The organism is Gemmatimonadaceae bacterium, assembly GCA_020846935.1.
GTDB lineage: Bacteria > Gemmatimonadota > Gemmatimonadetes > Gemmatimonadales > Gemmatimonadaceae > RBC101.
This window is the reverse complement of the sequence record JADLCY010000001.1, coordinates 740992-754226: the sequence shown is the minus strand read 5'-3', so window position 1 is coordinate 754226 and position 13235 is coordinate 740992. Positions and strand designations below refer to the sequence as shown.

Sequence of the window (13235 nt, the reverse complement as noted above, 5' to 3'; positions counted from 1 at the left end):
ACGTGTGGTGAATGGCAAGGGCGCCTCGCGGGGCGCCCTTCGTCACGTTGGGAGGTCCGTCGCGCGCGCTTTGGGCGGTGCGTGTTGTCGCGTGCCTGACCGCCGACGCATCCAGCGCGGAAGCCAGATCGTGGCTCCCGTCAGTGGCAGACTCGCGGCGAGCAGGCTGACCAGCGTGGCAACGATCTGCGTCGGCCAGCCGAACAGCGTGCCGGTGTGAATGCCGTAGTTCGAGTTGCGCCACTTCATGCCGAGGTTCTTCTCGTCGAAGCGTTCATCGCCGAGCAGTGTGGCGCTGACTGGGTGGAAGTAGAAGCGTTCGTACTCCTCCCAGAGGCTCTCGCGGTCAAACACGGCCCCCACTGTGAGCACACGCCGATCGTCGGCTGGAACTTCGATGAGGTAGCGCTGCGCGGCCGGTGCAAGCGTCCGTGTGGAGGTCAGCGCGGTTTCGAGCGGCTGGCTCACCCAGTAGGGAGTGCGTCGCGGCGTCGGCACCGGCTGCGAGACGAGACGCGCTTCGCCGGTCAGCGTCCACACGATGGCATCCGTGTACCATCGCCAGGTCCACACCGGGCCCGTGATGCCCACGATCAGGAGTCCGGCGAGCCCGTAGAACCCGAAGATGTTGTGTGCGTCGAACACGGTGCGCTTCCATCGCCCGCCCAGTTTCGGTACGAGGCGTGTGGACAGCACGGTTCGCGTGCGTGGCCACCAGAGAACGAGCCCAACGACGCACATCAGGATGAAGGCCAGCGTCGCCACACCAACGATCCACTCGCCCCACTGAGCGAGGAGGAGCGAGGTGTGGATGTTTCGCGTGAGGTAGATCCAGTCGTGCTTGCGATCCGCGACGCCCAGCACGTCACCGGTGTGGGGATCGAGGTAGACCTCGTCGAACCATCGCAGCTGCGAGAAGTAGTGCCGGCCCTCGGGGTTCTCGCGCTGCGACTGCGCGATCGCTGCCCGCCGCGGGTTGCCGTAGATGATCATGCGGGTGACGGGTCGTCCCTGCGGCATCGCGCGTCGCGCCGAGGCGAGCAGCGAGTCGGCGCTTACCGCGGAGGAGCTCGCCGGCACAGTGACCAGGTGCGGGTGGACGAGCGCGAACAGCTCCTGCTCCCACACGTAGATGGCGCCCGATACGCCGGCCACGAAAACGACGAGCCCGGACGTGAGCCCGATCCAGCGGTGAAGCCTGACGAGGAGGCGGCGCATGCGGAGAACGTAGGCGGCAGCCGAGGGGGAGAGGAAGCCGGGACCCGCAAGGCCCGCGGCGAAGGCGACGAGGCAGGAATGACGCCACGCGTCGGCGACGGAAGGGCCGCGATCGGTGCCCTCTGCGATCTGCCCCTTGACGCCCCCAGGGCTGTTCCCCTACACTCACCCTCCTCATGCGCTTGTCCGCCGCCACCGCCCAGAACTTCTACTTTGCCGGCGCCTACTGGTATACCAGCGGGCGGTGGACGCGCACGTCTTGAGGCCCCGATAGGACTTCAAAACGCAGCCGCCACGGCCCCCGAGATGATCGGGGGCCGTTTTCTTTTCCCTCCTCGTGGAACGCCCGCATGTCCGACACACCGCTCGTCGCCCGCGCCGCTGACCGGCCGCTTTCCACCCGCATCGAGGTGGGCAATCCGCGTGGCCCCGTCGCGCCGTTCACCGTGGGCGGTCACCAGTTCGTGGTGGCGGCCGGCCCCTGTTCGGTGGAGGGTCGTGACATGCTGCTGGAGACCGCACGCGGCGTTCGCCGCGGAGGTGCGGTGCTCCTCCGCGGAGGGGCGTTCAAGCCCAGGACCAATCCTTATGCTTTCCAGGGTTTGGGCGATGAGGCGCTGGACCTGCTCGCTGAAGCGCGTGCCGAGTGTGGGCTCGCGATCGTGACCGAGTGTCTGGACCTGCGTCACGCCGATCGGATCGGGGCGATCGCGGACATGATCCAGGTGGGAGCGCGCAACATGCAGAACGTGCCGTTGCTCGCCGCAATCGCTGCCCAGGGCAAGCCTGTCCTGCTCAAGCGCGGATCCTCGGCGACCATCAAGGAACTGCTCGGCGCCGCGGAGTACCTCGCCGTGCATGGCAACCTGCAGGTGATCCTTTGTGAACGCGGGATCCGCACGTTCGAAACGTCGACCCGCAACACGCTCGACATCGCCGCGATTCCCGTCCTCAAGCGCGAGACGCACCTGCCTGTGTTCGTCGACCCGAGCCATGCGGCGGGCGACGCGCATTATGTGCGCGCTCTTGCCCGGGCAGCCATGGCCGCCGGCGCGGACGGCCTCATCGTCGAGGTGCATCCGTCGCCCGCGACGGCGTTGTCCGACGGCGCACAATCCCTCACACTCGGTGCCTTCGACGCGATGATGCAGGAACTCTCCCTGCTCGCGCCCGCCTTGGGCAGGAGCTTGCCCACGCTGGTGGCGGGAGCGGACACGCGGCGTCACGTCGCGTGAGCCAGCCGTCCACATTCCCGACAAGGCTGACGCGCGTCGGCGGATGTCCCCTGGCGTACCAGAGAAACTGCGGGGCGAAGGCGACTGGATGATCGACCGGTGGTGTGGGCGCCTCACGGGTATTGCCGATGCAGCCATCGCGAGCCAGGAGTGTGCGCTACGTTACGGTCTCACGGTGCTCCAGGACCGGAGTACGTGACCTCGACGACGATCGGGCGGAGTTCGCTCACGCGCGTCGGCGTCGGGAGCGTATCCAAGTCCGCCGGTGTGGTGTACTCGTGAACAACCTTGGCGCGAGGATTCCGATGAAGCGTTGTTCAGGTCAGCTGGGTCGCGTGGTTGCTGCAGCCGTTCTGGTCACCCTGCCGGCGCTCGGTGCCGTGCTTGCGCAATCGCAGGTGAGCGCGATCGCGGGTGCGACCTTTTCGACGCTACGGGGTGTCGACGGTCTCGACCGGCGTACGGGGTTGATCGGTGGCCTGTCGATCGTTCTGCCCTCGAGCGGCATCACGGCGTTTCAACCCGAGGTGTTGCTCGTGAGCAAGGGGGCGAAGGGCACCAACAGCGGCCCCGACGGGCTCAAGCTGAACTATGTGGAAGTCCCGCTGCTGTTTCGGTTGTCGCTCGACACGGGCGCCGGCATGGTACCGTTTGTCTACGCTGGTCCATACCTCGGCTTTCAGATCGACTGCAAGGTCCAGGGCGTCGATGCCGACTGCGCCGACGCGCCGGGTGTGAGCACACGGACCGTGGACATCGGTGGTGCTTTTGGCGGGGGCCTTGGCTTCGACCTTGGCGGTGCCCTGTTGACGACCGGCGTTCGCTACAGCTTTGGCGTTTCGAAGATCGCCGACTTTGATGTCGGCAACGTGCGCGAGTCGGCAAAGAACGGCTCGTTTGCGCTTTACGCCGGGCTCGGCTTCAGGATCGGGGAGCGGTAGCGCGCAAGGGAGTCCGTCGGTGCGGTGAACGGTCTGGGGCGGCGAGGCTGGAGCGCTAGTCGTCGTGGCTCAGCTCGTATTTGCGCTGCTCGTGAGCGTTGTCCTTGGCCTGGGCGGCATCGCGTCGTTGGGCGGCGGCCATGGCCTTTGCATGCGTGCTCTCGGATTTCACCGCCGGGAGCGAGAGTTGCCGCTCGATCCCGGTGGCGCTGCACGCGGGGCACGATGTGGGCGCCTGTTCGTTCCGCACCAGGGCTTCAAAGCGGTGGGTGCAGTTCGGGCAGGCGTATTCGTAGATGGGCATCGATCGACTCCTTCAGGCCCTGAAGATCGCAGGCGGGCGTGCCCACCGGGAGGCGTGCCATGGGTGACGGCACGCGAGACGTCGGCGAGTAGTGTTGCCCGCGGCAGCGTTGTCAGCGGCGCGTGCCAACCCGGTCGATCTCCGCGAAGCGCAGCCTCATGGTCGTCTCACGGCCGCTGCGAGTGAACGCCACGGTCCCAGCGGTGTGCAGCAGGTGAAAGCGGTCGCGCGTGATCGGCACCAGCACGAGTTCACGTTCGCGCGGCGATCCGGGCATCAGGAGCGTGAGTCGCCCGCCCGTCAATCTGATGGTGCCGACGGGATCGCCATTCGGCATGGCGTAGTTGCCCGCATACGCGCGGAGGACGGCGGTCGGCACGATGACGGTCGTTGAGGCGCTGGCGAGTCCGCCGGGTCGGGCGATGTCGCCCAGCGGTCGGATCCAGATGTTGCGATAGCGAACGGGGTTGTCGTGGTCCTGGAGGACCAGCGGGAGCGTGTCGGGATGGCGCTTGTAGGCGAGGTGCTGCAGCCACGTGGTAGGTCCCCAGAGTGGTTCGGCGTCCTGCACCAGGACGCCGTTGTGGAAGACCGTGAGCCGAGCGGGCGAGGTGATGCGGGTGTCGGCGCCGAAGCGAGGGCGGCGGAATACGATGTCGTACGTTTGCCAGGCACCGGGTGCTCGCGATGCGTTGACCAATGGCGGGTATTGCCCGTAGATCGCAGCGGCCTGGCCGTCGGCGTATGTGAGGTTCTCGTACGAGTCGAGCACCTGGACTTCGTAGAGTCCCATGAGGATGACGCCGCTGTTGCCGCGACCTTGTCCGGCGCCCTGCACGCGGGATGGTGTGGCGAACTCGATGTGCAGTTGGGCGTCGCCGAACGCGCGCCGGGTGAGGAGGGGGCCTGCGCCCGGGGCGGTTTCCATGTAGCCGTCGCGGATCGCCCAGCCGGCCGGCTGTCCGTCGGGGCCGGACCACTGGTCGAGGTTCGAGCCGTCGAAGAGGACGATGGCGTCGGACGGCGGCTGCCCCAGGGTCTCGGCAGGCGTCACGACCGGTGGTTTGGGGCGCTCTGGGTCATGTGCACGCCAAGCTTGCGTGGACTGTGCGGAGACGGATGATGCGATCAGGGCGAGGGCGATCGTCGCGAGCGGCAGGCGGGTCATGGCCGGCGGGAGTTGGTGTACTCGGAGAAGGTACCGATGCAGGATCAGGTGGGAACCCGTGCGAGGTGGGGTTCGGTGTGGGGCGAGCCGGGCGTTCGGCGACAGAACGATGTCGTGCGCGGCGATTCGATGGTGGTCGCGCGGGGACGCTCGCGTAGCGTGCGTGTGTGCCACGACTGCTCGAACAGGTTCGCGCTGCGATTCGCACGCGCCATTACAGTCTGCGCACCGAGCGCACGTATCGGAGCTGGATCATTCGATACGTGCGCTTCTGCGGACTGCGTCATCCTGCCGAGTGTGGCGAGGTCGAGGTCAAGGCGTTTGTCGAGGCGCTCACCAGGGCGCGGCCGCTGAGTGCCAGCACACAGGGGCAGGCCATCGCGGCGCTGCTCTTCCTGTATCGGGACGTGCTGGGTCGGCCACTGGCGCGGTTGCCGAGCGTGGTTCGCCCGAAGCACGCCCATCGGCTGCCGAACATCCTGGAGCCGCCCGAGGTCGACCTGGTTCTTGCTCGGCTCACCGAGCCGGTGAAGCTCGTGGTGGCGTTGCTCTACGGGTCCGGGCTGCGGCTGAACGAGGCGCTGTCGTTGCGGCTCAAGGACATCGACCTCGTGCGGCGCACGATCGTTGTACGCGCCGGAAAGGGCAACAAGGATCGGCGTACCATGTTGCCAGAGCGTCTCCTCGATCAACTCGGCGCGCGGATCGCCGAGTTGCGCGGCGGACATCTGCGGGCGCTGCAGAAGGGGGGAGGGTACTATCCCTTACCGGACGCATTGGCGGCGAAGCTCCCAGGCGCCGTGCGGGACTGGCGCTGGGGCTGGCTCTTCCCTGCGCGCGCGGACGTGTATGACAGGGTGCTGCGACGCAGGGTGCGGTATCCATTGCATGCGACCACCGTGCAACGCGCCATCTCGGGCGCGGTGCGATCGTCCGGGATCAACCGCCGGGCCACGGCGCACACCTTTCGTCACTCGTTTGCCACGCAGTTGTTGCGGAGCGGCTGCGACATTCGCACCGTTCAGGAACTGCTCGGCCATGTCGACGTGTCGACGACGATGATTTACCTGCACGTACTCGATCGCGGTCCGGGCGTTCGCAGTCCTCTTGACGTGCTTCCGGGCCCGCCGCCATCATCGGGGTGACGCTCTGCCGCCATGGGTCTTATGCGCACTTCGCGCTCGGCATAAGCCGGGCCCGGTCACGTGGGGCCATCGCATAACACTATGGCTTGATGCGGCTTGGCGTCTCCTTGCCGATGCGGCAGGCGTGTCGTATGCTGCAGCGGGCGTGTTGGATAAGACCCTCGGCGCGGGTGCGAAGATTTATCACAGCGCTGCCCAATTCGCGTTGGACGGAACAATCCTAGCATCTACGTAGCGGCGGTTCGTGCAATGGTTCGACGTATCGCGTGCATAGCACTCCTCAGTTGTGGTGCCGTGCTCTCGGCATGTATGCGGGACGGCGCGCCGCCGCGTACCGAGCAGCGCCGGCTGGTGCCCTCGCTCCAGATCGGCAGCGAGAGCGACGGCGCGGAGTACATGTTCACCGCAATTCGCCAGGTAGTTGCCTCGGACTCCGAGGTCTTCGTGCTCCCCGCCGAGACCCCGGAGATTCGCGTCTTCGACATGCACGGGCGACATCGCAGAACCGTCGGCCGCCGAGGCGCAGGCCCCGGCGAGTTCGACGCCGTCACCGCCATCGGACTGTTCGGCGATACGCTCTGGACGCTCGATTCCAATCTCCGACGTGTCACTCGCTTCTCGTCAGCGGGCGAATTGCTGACCATCTCGCGTCTCGCCTCGATGTCGCCGGAGGTCGGACGCCGTGGGACGTTCTACTTCTTCTATCCCATGGCGATGCTCAAGGATGGTTCACTCTTGGGCTTCGGCGGGACCACGGGTCGGGCAATAGCGGCCGGAGAGGTCGTGGCACTGCCTCTACTGCGAATTCCGCGTGGCATCGGCGCCGCAGACACGATCGGGTGGGTGCCGATCGGCAATGAGCACCTGATTCTCCGGTCCTCGAAAGGCACCTTTTATCGAGCCCAGCCGTTCGCGGACGCGCCACTTACTGCGTACGATCCTTGGAAGGAACGGGTGCTCGTCGTTGAGCGGTATGCGGCGGACGCCGCCGGTGACGCCGCCGTGCGCGTGACCTCGCTCGGCATGGCCGGTGACACGCTTTGGTCGACGGCCCTGCCATACACCCCGCGTCGCCTCGACGCGCGGGTGGTGGATAGCATCCGCGCACATCTGACTCGGACACTCGCACCGCGTTTCCCCACCAGCGAGATCGATCGCCGCCTGTTTGTGCCAGCATATCGCACTCCGGTCACCGAAGTACTCGCGGGGGCGGACGGGAGGGTGTGGATCGGCTGGGACTCGCCGGAACACGCCGCTGCATTCACGGTGCTCGCGGCGGACGGTCGTTCATCCTTCGAGGTGGAGGGCCCTCGCGGTACGCATCTCGTCTGGGCAGATGGTCGCGCGGCGTGGGGGCAGATGCTTGATGACAACGATGTACCCTCTCTCGTGCGATTCCGCATTGTCACATCACGCTAGAGGTGTATCGACGGTCCCCAGCGAAGTGCTTGCCGTCGAGCAGGAGCACGAGCCACTCCGCGTCGTCATGCCGGCGCTCCTGGAGCTGGCGGAGCGCCGTCGCACTGGTGCGGACAAAGCGGCGCGAGACGCTCGACTTCGTGAGGCCGAAGGCCGCCGGCACGGCTTCGGCGGCCGCCTCGTACTCACGACACGACACGCCCGCCAGCACGCGGCGGAACAAGCCCACGTCGTGGCCGCGAGGCGTCTGCAGCTGCGCGTAGGTCGTCAGCGGCACTTCGGAGCGCGTGATCTGATTCCGAACGCGCGGGACGGTGATCGGCAGCTTCTGGTCGGCGAGATAGATCGACCCCGGCTGCTTCCCCCAGCGCACCACGCCGGCCGGCCCGCCGCCGTGCACGTACCGCGCGCCGGCCAACCGCGTGACTTCGTCTTGCAGCGCCGCCTGGACCGCGCGGAGCCCCAGCGGGATCAGGGCCTGAATCACCGCCAGTTCCAGGGTGCCATCATCCAGGGGCAGCTCCTGGTGCGCGGGCGGGACTGACTGGTGACCGCGCGGGTTTTCCCGTACTCTTGCCATGGGTGGTGTCCTCCGTGCTTGAGCGCGAATCCTTGCCGGGATCAACGCTTGACTATGGAGGCACCACCTAAATTTCAACTAGCCTTGGGACAGACTCCGCCAGGCCGCGCCGGGCTTTCTACAGCCTCGTTATGCCGCAGGCCCCAAGTCAGTAGTGATAGCGAGCCTGAAGAAACGCGACTCTGTCGGCGAAGACCTCGTAGACCAGGCGATCGACCTCGTTGATCCGTCGCGACCACACGTTGCCGCCCAGGTGCTTGAGGGGTTCTGGCTTGCCGATGCCCGCGAACGGGTCGCGCAGCACAGCCTCGACCAGGTCCAAGACCCGGAGGGCCGTCTTGCGGTTCGTGTCCACCCAGTAGCGGAGGTCCTCGAGACACTCCGGTTCGAGGACCGCGCTGCGCCGACGCTTGGACACCGGGCTCAAGGATTCTCCGACACCCCGAGCTCGCGGCGGAGAGCGTCGAGATCCGTCGCCTTGGTGCGCCCGCGCCGAGCGCGCGTCAACGCTGTCAGCAGCCGCACCGCATTCTGAGGGGAGCGGAGCAAGTACGCGGTCTCCCGCAGGCTGCTCAGTTCATCTGCGGGGATCAGCGCCATGTCTTCGTGGCCACGCCGTTGAATGACGGCGGCCTCTCGGGAGTCCTCGACCTGATCCCAGAGCGTGGCCAAGTTCTCGCGGGCGTGGCTGTAGCTGGTCTTGACGGTCATGGGAACCTCCGGTATTGTACAGATAATCTGTACAGGTAAGCCCATCCTGTCAAGGGCGACATAACAGTGTGTTGCAGCAGACGAGGCTGTGGTTGTTGGCGGCTGCGCCACCTTCCTTGATACCGCATCGCTGCTGAACACAAACGTCATACCGACGGGCCATTTGGCCCCCAACACCGAGAGGTTGATGTGAGGCGATTGACGTGCGCGGCGTTCACAGCTCTGACTCTGGCGAGTCAGCCTGCGGATGCGCAGAAGCCCGGCTCCCGTCTCGTGGGCACTTGGCGCATACTGGAGTTCTGCAACGTGAATAGCCCCGGCGACACGACCTACTCGCTCGGTCGCCAGCCGATCGGCTTCTTCATCTACGATGCGGCAGGAAACGTCTCCATTCAGGCGATGCGCGCGATGCCGACGGGCGCCTTCACGAAGGACTCCGTTCCAATTCGCGGTATGGCAGAAGTGCGCACACAATACCTCGGGTACTTCGGTACCTACACCCTCACGTCGGACTCGACCGTCGTTCATCACGTCCGGGGAGGTACGATCCCGGCGTACATCGGGACGGACCAGCGCCGCAACTTCCGGTTTCGCGGTGATACGCTCTCAGTCAGCGAGCACGAGCCGTGGGCCTGTCGAAAGCTTGCGCGCGTGCACTAGCGCAATTTGTGCCGCCCGGAGACGCCGTGCATGTTGCAGGCTGACCCGCTCGGCAAGTGTACACGACTCGGATCATGCATGCCGCTCGACGGTCAGGCTAACGGCGTCCGGCCCGGCTCCGCGAACATCCCAATGAATGACCAACCTTCGCACTGAGGCCTGGTTGTTGCGCGGAATCAGCAGCATCCCCGGCACGCTCTCGCTGCAGAGCCGGCTGGTCATGTTCACGGCGCACGGTGCGGGATCGGCCTGGCCGTGGCAGCTGCGCAAACTCGAGCGCGCCATGCGCGCTGAGGGCCTGGCAACGTCGATCGAAGCCGGGGAGGCGAGCGTCGTTTTTCGCTGGCCGGTATCGGATGCAAGGTTCTGGATCCCATGGTACTACTTTGGAGGTGGCCTCATTCTGGAGCACGACGGGCAGCGCCTGAGATTCAGCTTCGGTCGGCCGGCAAACACCCATGTGCCGGTGAAGGATCTGGCCAACGTCGTGTCAAACATCAGGGAAGTCACCCACATGCGAGCCACGGGACGCGCCTGGCTGTCCGCGCTCAGCAGGGCAAGGGTCGACATGGGCCGCGCGGGCCGCGTGTGACACGGGGCAAGCTGCGCGGGTACGTCGGAACCATTCCACCAGGAAAAGGGTGATGCGCATCGGCTCGGTGGTTCACGCCCTGGCAATCCTGATGACCACCAGCGCGTGCCCGGGCATCATGAGCGCGCAACGGGCGCGGGCCCTTGTCGGTGCCTCTGCGTACCTGACGCGCGATAGTGGCTGGAACTTCGACAACAACATCGCCGGGAGCGTCGGCGTGGAGCGCTCCAGCGGGCGCCTGGGCCTTCGGGTTCTGGCGACCCTACGATACATGCCACGGGCCGAGGGATATGCGGCCGTCTATCCTCCCTATCCACAGTCGGCACGAAACGGCCTGTCCGTGGGCCTGCACGGACTCCTTCTGGGTCCCGCCGGGTTCTATTTCCTGGCAGGACCGGAACGCTACACCGTGGCGTGGGAGGACGGACCGGCGCCGCCGAGCGGGAGTACGTGGGTCGTGGTGGGAGGCGTTGGCATGCGACGCGGATCGTGGGCCGTGGAAGGGCGCTACGGATCCTTTGCTCGCGAACGTGGAACCACGCGTGGTCACCTGGACGTCGGGATCATCTGGGCGTCAGGCCGGGGTGGCGCCTGATCGCCGACCCATGAATGGGATGCCTTGCCCAGCACGCTCGACGCGTGCTATTCCGGGAAGCTCACACGGACACCAACGAGAGGCGACGACATGAGACCAGCCGTTCCGCAGCCAAAGCTCAATATTCTCGTGTTCGGTGCCTCGCTTCGCGGTGACTCGCTGAACGTCAAGCTCGCCGACCTCGCAGCCAGGACCGCCCAGCAGGCCGGCGCGACGGTGGATCGGGCCGCCATGCGGGATTTCGACGTCCCGCCGTACGACGGCGATGAGGAGAGAGCGCACGATCTCCCCACCGGGGCGCAGGAGTTCCGGCGTCGCCTCATGGCAAGCGATGCGTTCATCATTTCGTCGCCGGAGTACAACGCGTCGATGCCAGGGTTACTCAAGAACCTGATCGATTGGACCTCGCGCTTTCGGCCGCAACCGTTCGACGGCAAGCATGGCCTGCTCCTGAGTGCCTCACCCTCGCTCGTGGGTGGCAATCGGGGTTTGTGGTCCCTGCGAGTTCCGTTCGAGCACCTCGGCGCGCGGATCTACCCTGACATGTTCTCACTGGCGCAGGCACACAAGGCACTGGTAGCCGGCAGTATCTCGGACAACGCGCTGCAGGCCCGCTTCGAGAGAAACATCGAGTCCTTCCTGTCGCTGGTCGAAGCCGCTCGGCACTACCCGTGCATCAAGCGCGCGTGGGTCGAGTTCCTCGGGGAACCGCCAAGCTCCGAGGCCGATCGCGTGGACCCGGTGTCTGCTTGATACGCAAGCGCGTGATGGCGTGATACGACGTGAGCATTCGATCGGCCGGCGGTAGCGCGCTGCCGCCGCCACGCATATGCTGCCCCTTGTTGCGCCGCCAGGCGATTGGTGCAGGACATTCGATGGACGAGAGGGGATGACGATCGGCATGACCCACATGGGCAAGAACCGACTCGAGGCCTTCAGCGACGGTGTGCTCGCCATCATCATCACGATCATGGTGCTCGAGCTGGAGATTCCCACCGGGGACAGCCTCGCAGCCCTGGCGCCGCTCACTCCGGTGTTGATGAGCTACGCGCTCAGCTTCGTCTACGTAGGGATCTACTGGAACAACCATCACCACATGCTCCACACCTGCAACCGGGTCACCGGGGGCATTCTCTGGGCCAACTTGCATCTGTTGTTCTGGCTGTCGCTCCTTCCCTTCGTCACCGGCTGGATGGGCGCGAACCATTTTGCTCCGGTGCCCTCCGCGCTGTACGGCGTGGTGCTCCTGGCAGCGGCCATCGCCTACTGGATGCTGCAGCAAACCATCATTGCCTCGCAGGGGCCGCAGTCACCGTTGAAGGCCGCGGTCGGCCGTGACTGGAAGGGCAGGGTGTCGCCAGCACTCTATCTCCTCGCCATCGTGTGTACGTTGGCGTGGACGTGGGTGGCGCAGGTCCTCTACGTCGCCGTTGCGCTGCTCTGGCTGGTGCCTGATCCCCGAATCGAGCGATCGTTGGATGGCGCCGGCGTGCCCCGGAAAGTTGCTGACGTCGACGAAGGCGCACCTGTCTGATGCTGTGCCCTCGGTGCGCCAGCTTCCTGCGCGAGAGCGACGGTAATCTCTCGACGCTTGAGCGATCCGTATGCCAGGAGCCGGATCACCGCACTCTCGAGCTCGCGGGCATTGGAGCGAATTTGCTCTGCCGCCTTGCGTCACCCGTGTCGATGCAGTTCAAGCTTAGACCATCGGCCGGAGGAACCGAGATGCGGATTCGACTGAGTGGCATTGCCCTGCTTACGCTGCTCTGCACCACGGCTGACGCGCAGGCCGTCGCTCCCGTGACGTTTGCGACGTGCGCCGGTCCGTGTCGGCAGGCCGTCACCATTCGGCCCACCATCGGTGCGCTCCCGCATGTGATGCGCACCAACGCGGGGCCGTCGGGTCAGGAGTCGCGGCCGACGCGTGGCGCGGTCGCCCGCCGCGGCCTGCTCTGGGGCGCGATCATCGGTGGCGTGATCGGGTTCTTCGCCGGGCAGTCGGAAGAGTACGGTGGCGCGGTGAGCGGAGCCGTAGTCGGTGGCGTCATAGGGGCGCCCATAGGCATGATCGTGTTCCTGTTCGCCACGCCGATCTGACGACCAGCCTCATTCAAGCTCACCAGAAGAGCGAATGGCCACTCACCACGCGACGATCCATTGGCAGCTCCGCACCGACGACTCGTTCACGACCAACCGCTATAGCCGAAGACACACGTGGACGTTCGATGGCGGAACGGTGGTGCCAGCCTCCTCATCGCCCGCCGTCGTCCCGGTGCCCATGTCGTCCGCGGAGGCGGTCGACCCTGAGGAGGCGTTCGTGGCGAGCCTTTCCAGTTGTCACATGCTCTGGTTTCTGTCGATCGCGTCGAAGCGAGGCTTTGTGGTCAGCGAGTACACAGATCATTCCCGTGGCACGATGGGGAGAAACTCCGCCGGAAAGATGGCCATGGTTCGCGTCAACCTGATGCCCATGAGCAGGTTCGACGGTGACAAGCGTCCCACGCGCGACGACATCGAGACGATGCACCACGCCGCCCACGAGCAGTGCTTCATCGCGAGCAGCGTCACGACCGAAATCGTGTGCACTCCGAACTTCGCGGACGAACGCTGAAACGCAGGGTGGAAGTTCCTCGTACAGCACTGCTTCTACAGCCTGGTACTCCGATC

At 65.8% G+C, this 13235-nt stretch carries 17 protein-coding genes; 11 read left to right on the top strand and 6 right to left on the bottom strand.

Features of this window, described 5'->3' with window-relative positions; all coding sequences use genetic code 11:
• Positions 1–42: 42 nt before the first annotated feature.
• A complete protein-coding gene (locus IT361_03170) occupies positions 43–1218 on the bottom strand; it encodes a PepSY domain-containing protein (protein ID MCC6316669.1) in 1176 nt (391 codons plus the stop codon).
• A 350-nt stretch (positions 1219–1568) separates the two neighbouring features.
• Here IT361_03170 and aroF point away from each other — a divergent pair, with 350 nt between their 5' ends.
• Together aroF and IT361_03160 are read left to right on the top strand one after the other, a co-directional pair.
• Positions 1569–2453, top strand: a complete 885-nt coding sequence (gene aroF / locus IT361_03165; GenBank protein ID MCC6316668.1) for a 3-deoxy-7-phosphoheptulonate synthase — start codon at positions 1569–1571, stop codon at positions 2451–2453.
• Between the two features lie 305 nt (positions 2454–2758).
• Positions 2759–3394 (top strand): PorT family protein, encoded by a 636-nt coding sequence (locus tag IT361_03160; GenBank protein ID MCC6316667.1) that lies wholly within the window; start codon positions 2759–2761, stop codon positions 3392–3394.
• Positions 3395–3449: 55 nt separating this feature from the next.
• On the opposite strand, the gene IT361_03155 is transcribed toward IT361_03160, so the two are convergent.
• Together IT361_03155 and IT361_03150 are read right to left on the bottom strand one after the other, a co-directional pair.
• Entirely contained in the window at positions 3450–3698 is a 249-nt protein-coding gene (locus IT361_03155) for a zinc ribbon domain-containing protein (GenBank protein MCC6316666.1), read from the bottom strand.
• 112 nt (positions 3699–3810) lie between these two features.
• The gene (locus IT361_03150) at positions 3811–4866 is read right to left on the bottom strand and encodes a DUF1080 domain-containing protein (GenBank protein ID MCC6316665.1); all 1056 of its coding nucleotides are present in this window, start codon (positions 4864–4866) and stop codon (positions 3811–3813) included.
• A gap of 167 nt (positions 4867–5033) precedes the next feature.
• Here IT361_03150 and IT361_03145 point away from each other — a divergent pair, with 167 nt between their 5' ends.
• Together IT361_03145 and IT361_03140 are read left to right on the top strand one after the other, a co-directional pair.
• Positions 5034–6011: an integron integrase gene (locus IT361_03145; GenBank protein MCC6316664.1), complete on the top strand. Its 978-nt coding sequence runs from the start codon at positions 5034–5036 to the stop codon at positions 6009–6011.
• Positions 6012–6305: 294 nt separating this feature from the next.
• On the top strand, positions 6306–7430 hold the full coding sequence (locus IT361_03140) for a hypothetical protein (GenBank protein MCC6316663.1): 1125 nt from the start codon (positions 6306–6308) through the stop codon (positions 7428–7430).
• On the opposite strand, the gene IT361_03135 is transcribed toward IT361_03140, so the two are convergent.
• From IT361_03135 to IT361_03125, 3 genes are all read right to left on the bottom strand, one after another.
• Complete coding sequence (locus IT361_03135; GenBank protein ID MCC6316662.1) at positions 7417–8010, bottom strand: hypothetical protein; 594 nt, start codon at positions 8008–8010, stop codon at positions 7417–7419. The genes IT361_03140 and IT361_03135 overlap by 14 nt on opposite strands.
• A gap of 148 nt (positions 8011–8158) precedes the next feature.
• A complete protein-coding gene (locus IT361_03130) occupies positions 8159–8428 on the bottom strand; it encodes a Txe/YoeB family addiction module toxin (protein MCC6316661.1) in 270 nt (89 codons plus the stop codon).
• Positions 8429–8433: 5 nt separating this feature from the next.
• Positions 8434–8721 carry a type II toxin-antitoxin system Phd/YefM family antitoxin gene (locus IT361_03125; protein ID MCC6316660.1) on the bottom strand — a complete coding sequence of 96 codons (288 nt, stop codon included), beginning with the start codon at positions 8719–8721 and terminating at the stop codon, positions 8434–8436.
• A 306-nt stretch (positions 8722–9027) separates the two neighbouring features.
• Here IT361_03125 and IT361_03120 point away from each other — a divergent pair, with 306 nt between their 5' ends.
• The 7 genes from IT361_03120 to IT361_03090 all read left to right on the top strand — a co-directional run bounded on the left by IT361_03120 (position 9028) and on the right by IT361_03090 (position 13179).
• Positions 9028–9381: a lipocalin-like domain-containing protein gene (locus IT361_03120; protein MCC6316659.1), complete on the top strand. Its 354-nt coding sequence runs from the start codon at positions 9028–9030 to the stop codon at positions 9379–9381.
• A gap of 136 nt (positions 9382–9517) precedes the next feature.
• Positions 9518–9973: a hypothetical protein gene (locus IT361_03115; GenBank protein MCC6316658.1), complete on the top strand. Its 456-nt coding sequence runs from the start codon at positions 9518–9520 to the stop codon at positions 9971–9973.
• 52 nt (positions 9974–10025) lie between these two features.
• A complete protein-coding gene (locus tag IT361_03110) occupies positions 10026–10568 on the top strand; it encodes a hypothetical protein (GenBank protein ID MCC6316657.1) in 543 nt (180 codons plus the stop codon).
• 90 nt (positions 10569–10658) lie between these two features.
• Positions 10659–11321 carry an NAD(P)H-dependent oxidoreductase gene (locus IT361_03105; GenBank protein ID MCC6316656.1) on the top strand — a complete coding sequence of 221 codons (663 nt, stop codon included), beginning with the start codon at positions 10659–10661 and terminating at the stop codon, positions 11319–11321.
• Positions 11322–11478: 157 nt separating this feature from the next.
• Positions 11479–12102 carry a DUF1211 domain-containing protein gene (locus IT361_03100; GenBank protein MCC6316655.1) on the top strand — a complete coding sequence of 208 codons (624 nt, stop codon included), beginning with the start codon at positions 11479–11481 and terminating at the stop codon, positions 12100–12102.
• Positions 12103–12293: 191 nt separating this feature from the next.
• Positions 12294–12665: a hypothetical protein gene (locus tag IT361_03095; GenBank protein ID MCC6316654.1), complete on the top strand. Its 372-nt coding sequence runs from the start codon at positions 12294–12296 to the stop codon at positions 12663–12665.
• Positions 12666–12699: 34 nt separating this feature from the next.
• The gene (locus IT361_03090) at positions 12700–13179 is read left to right on the top strand and encodes an OsmC family protein (protein ID MCC6316653.1); all 480 of its coding nucleotides are present in this window, start codon (positions 12700–12702) and stop codon (positions 13177–13179) included.
• The last annotated feature ends 56 nt before the right edge of the window (positions 13180–13235 follow it).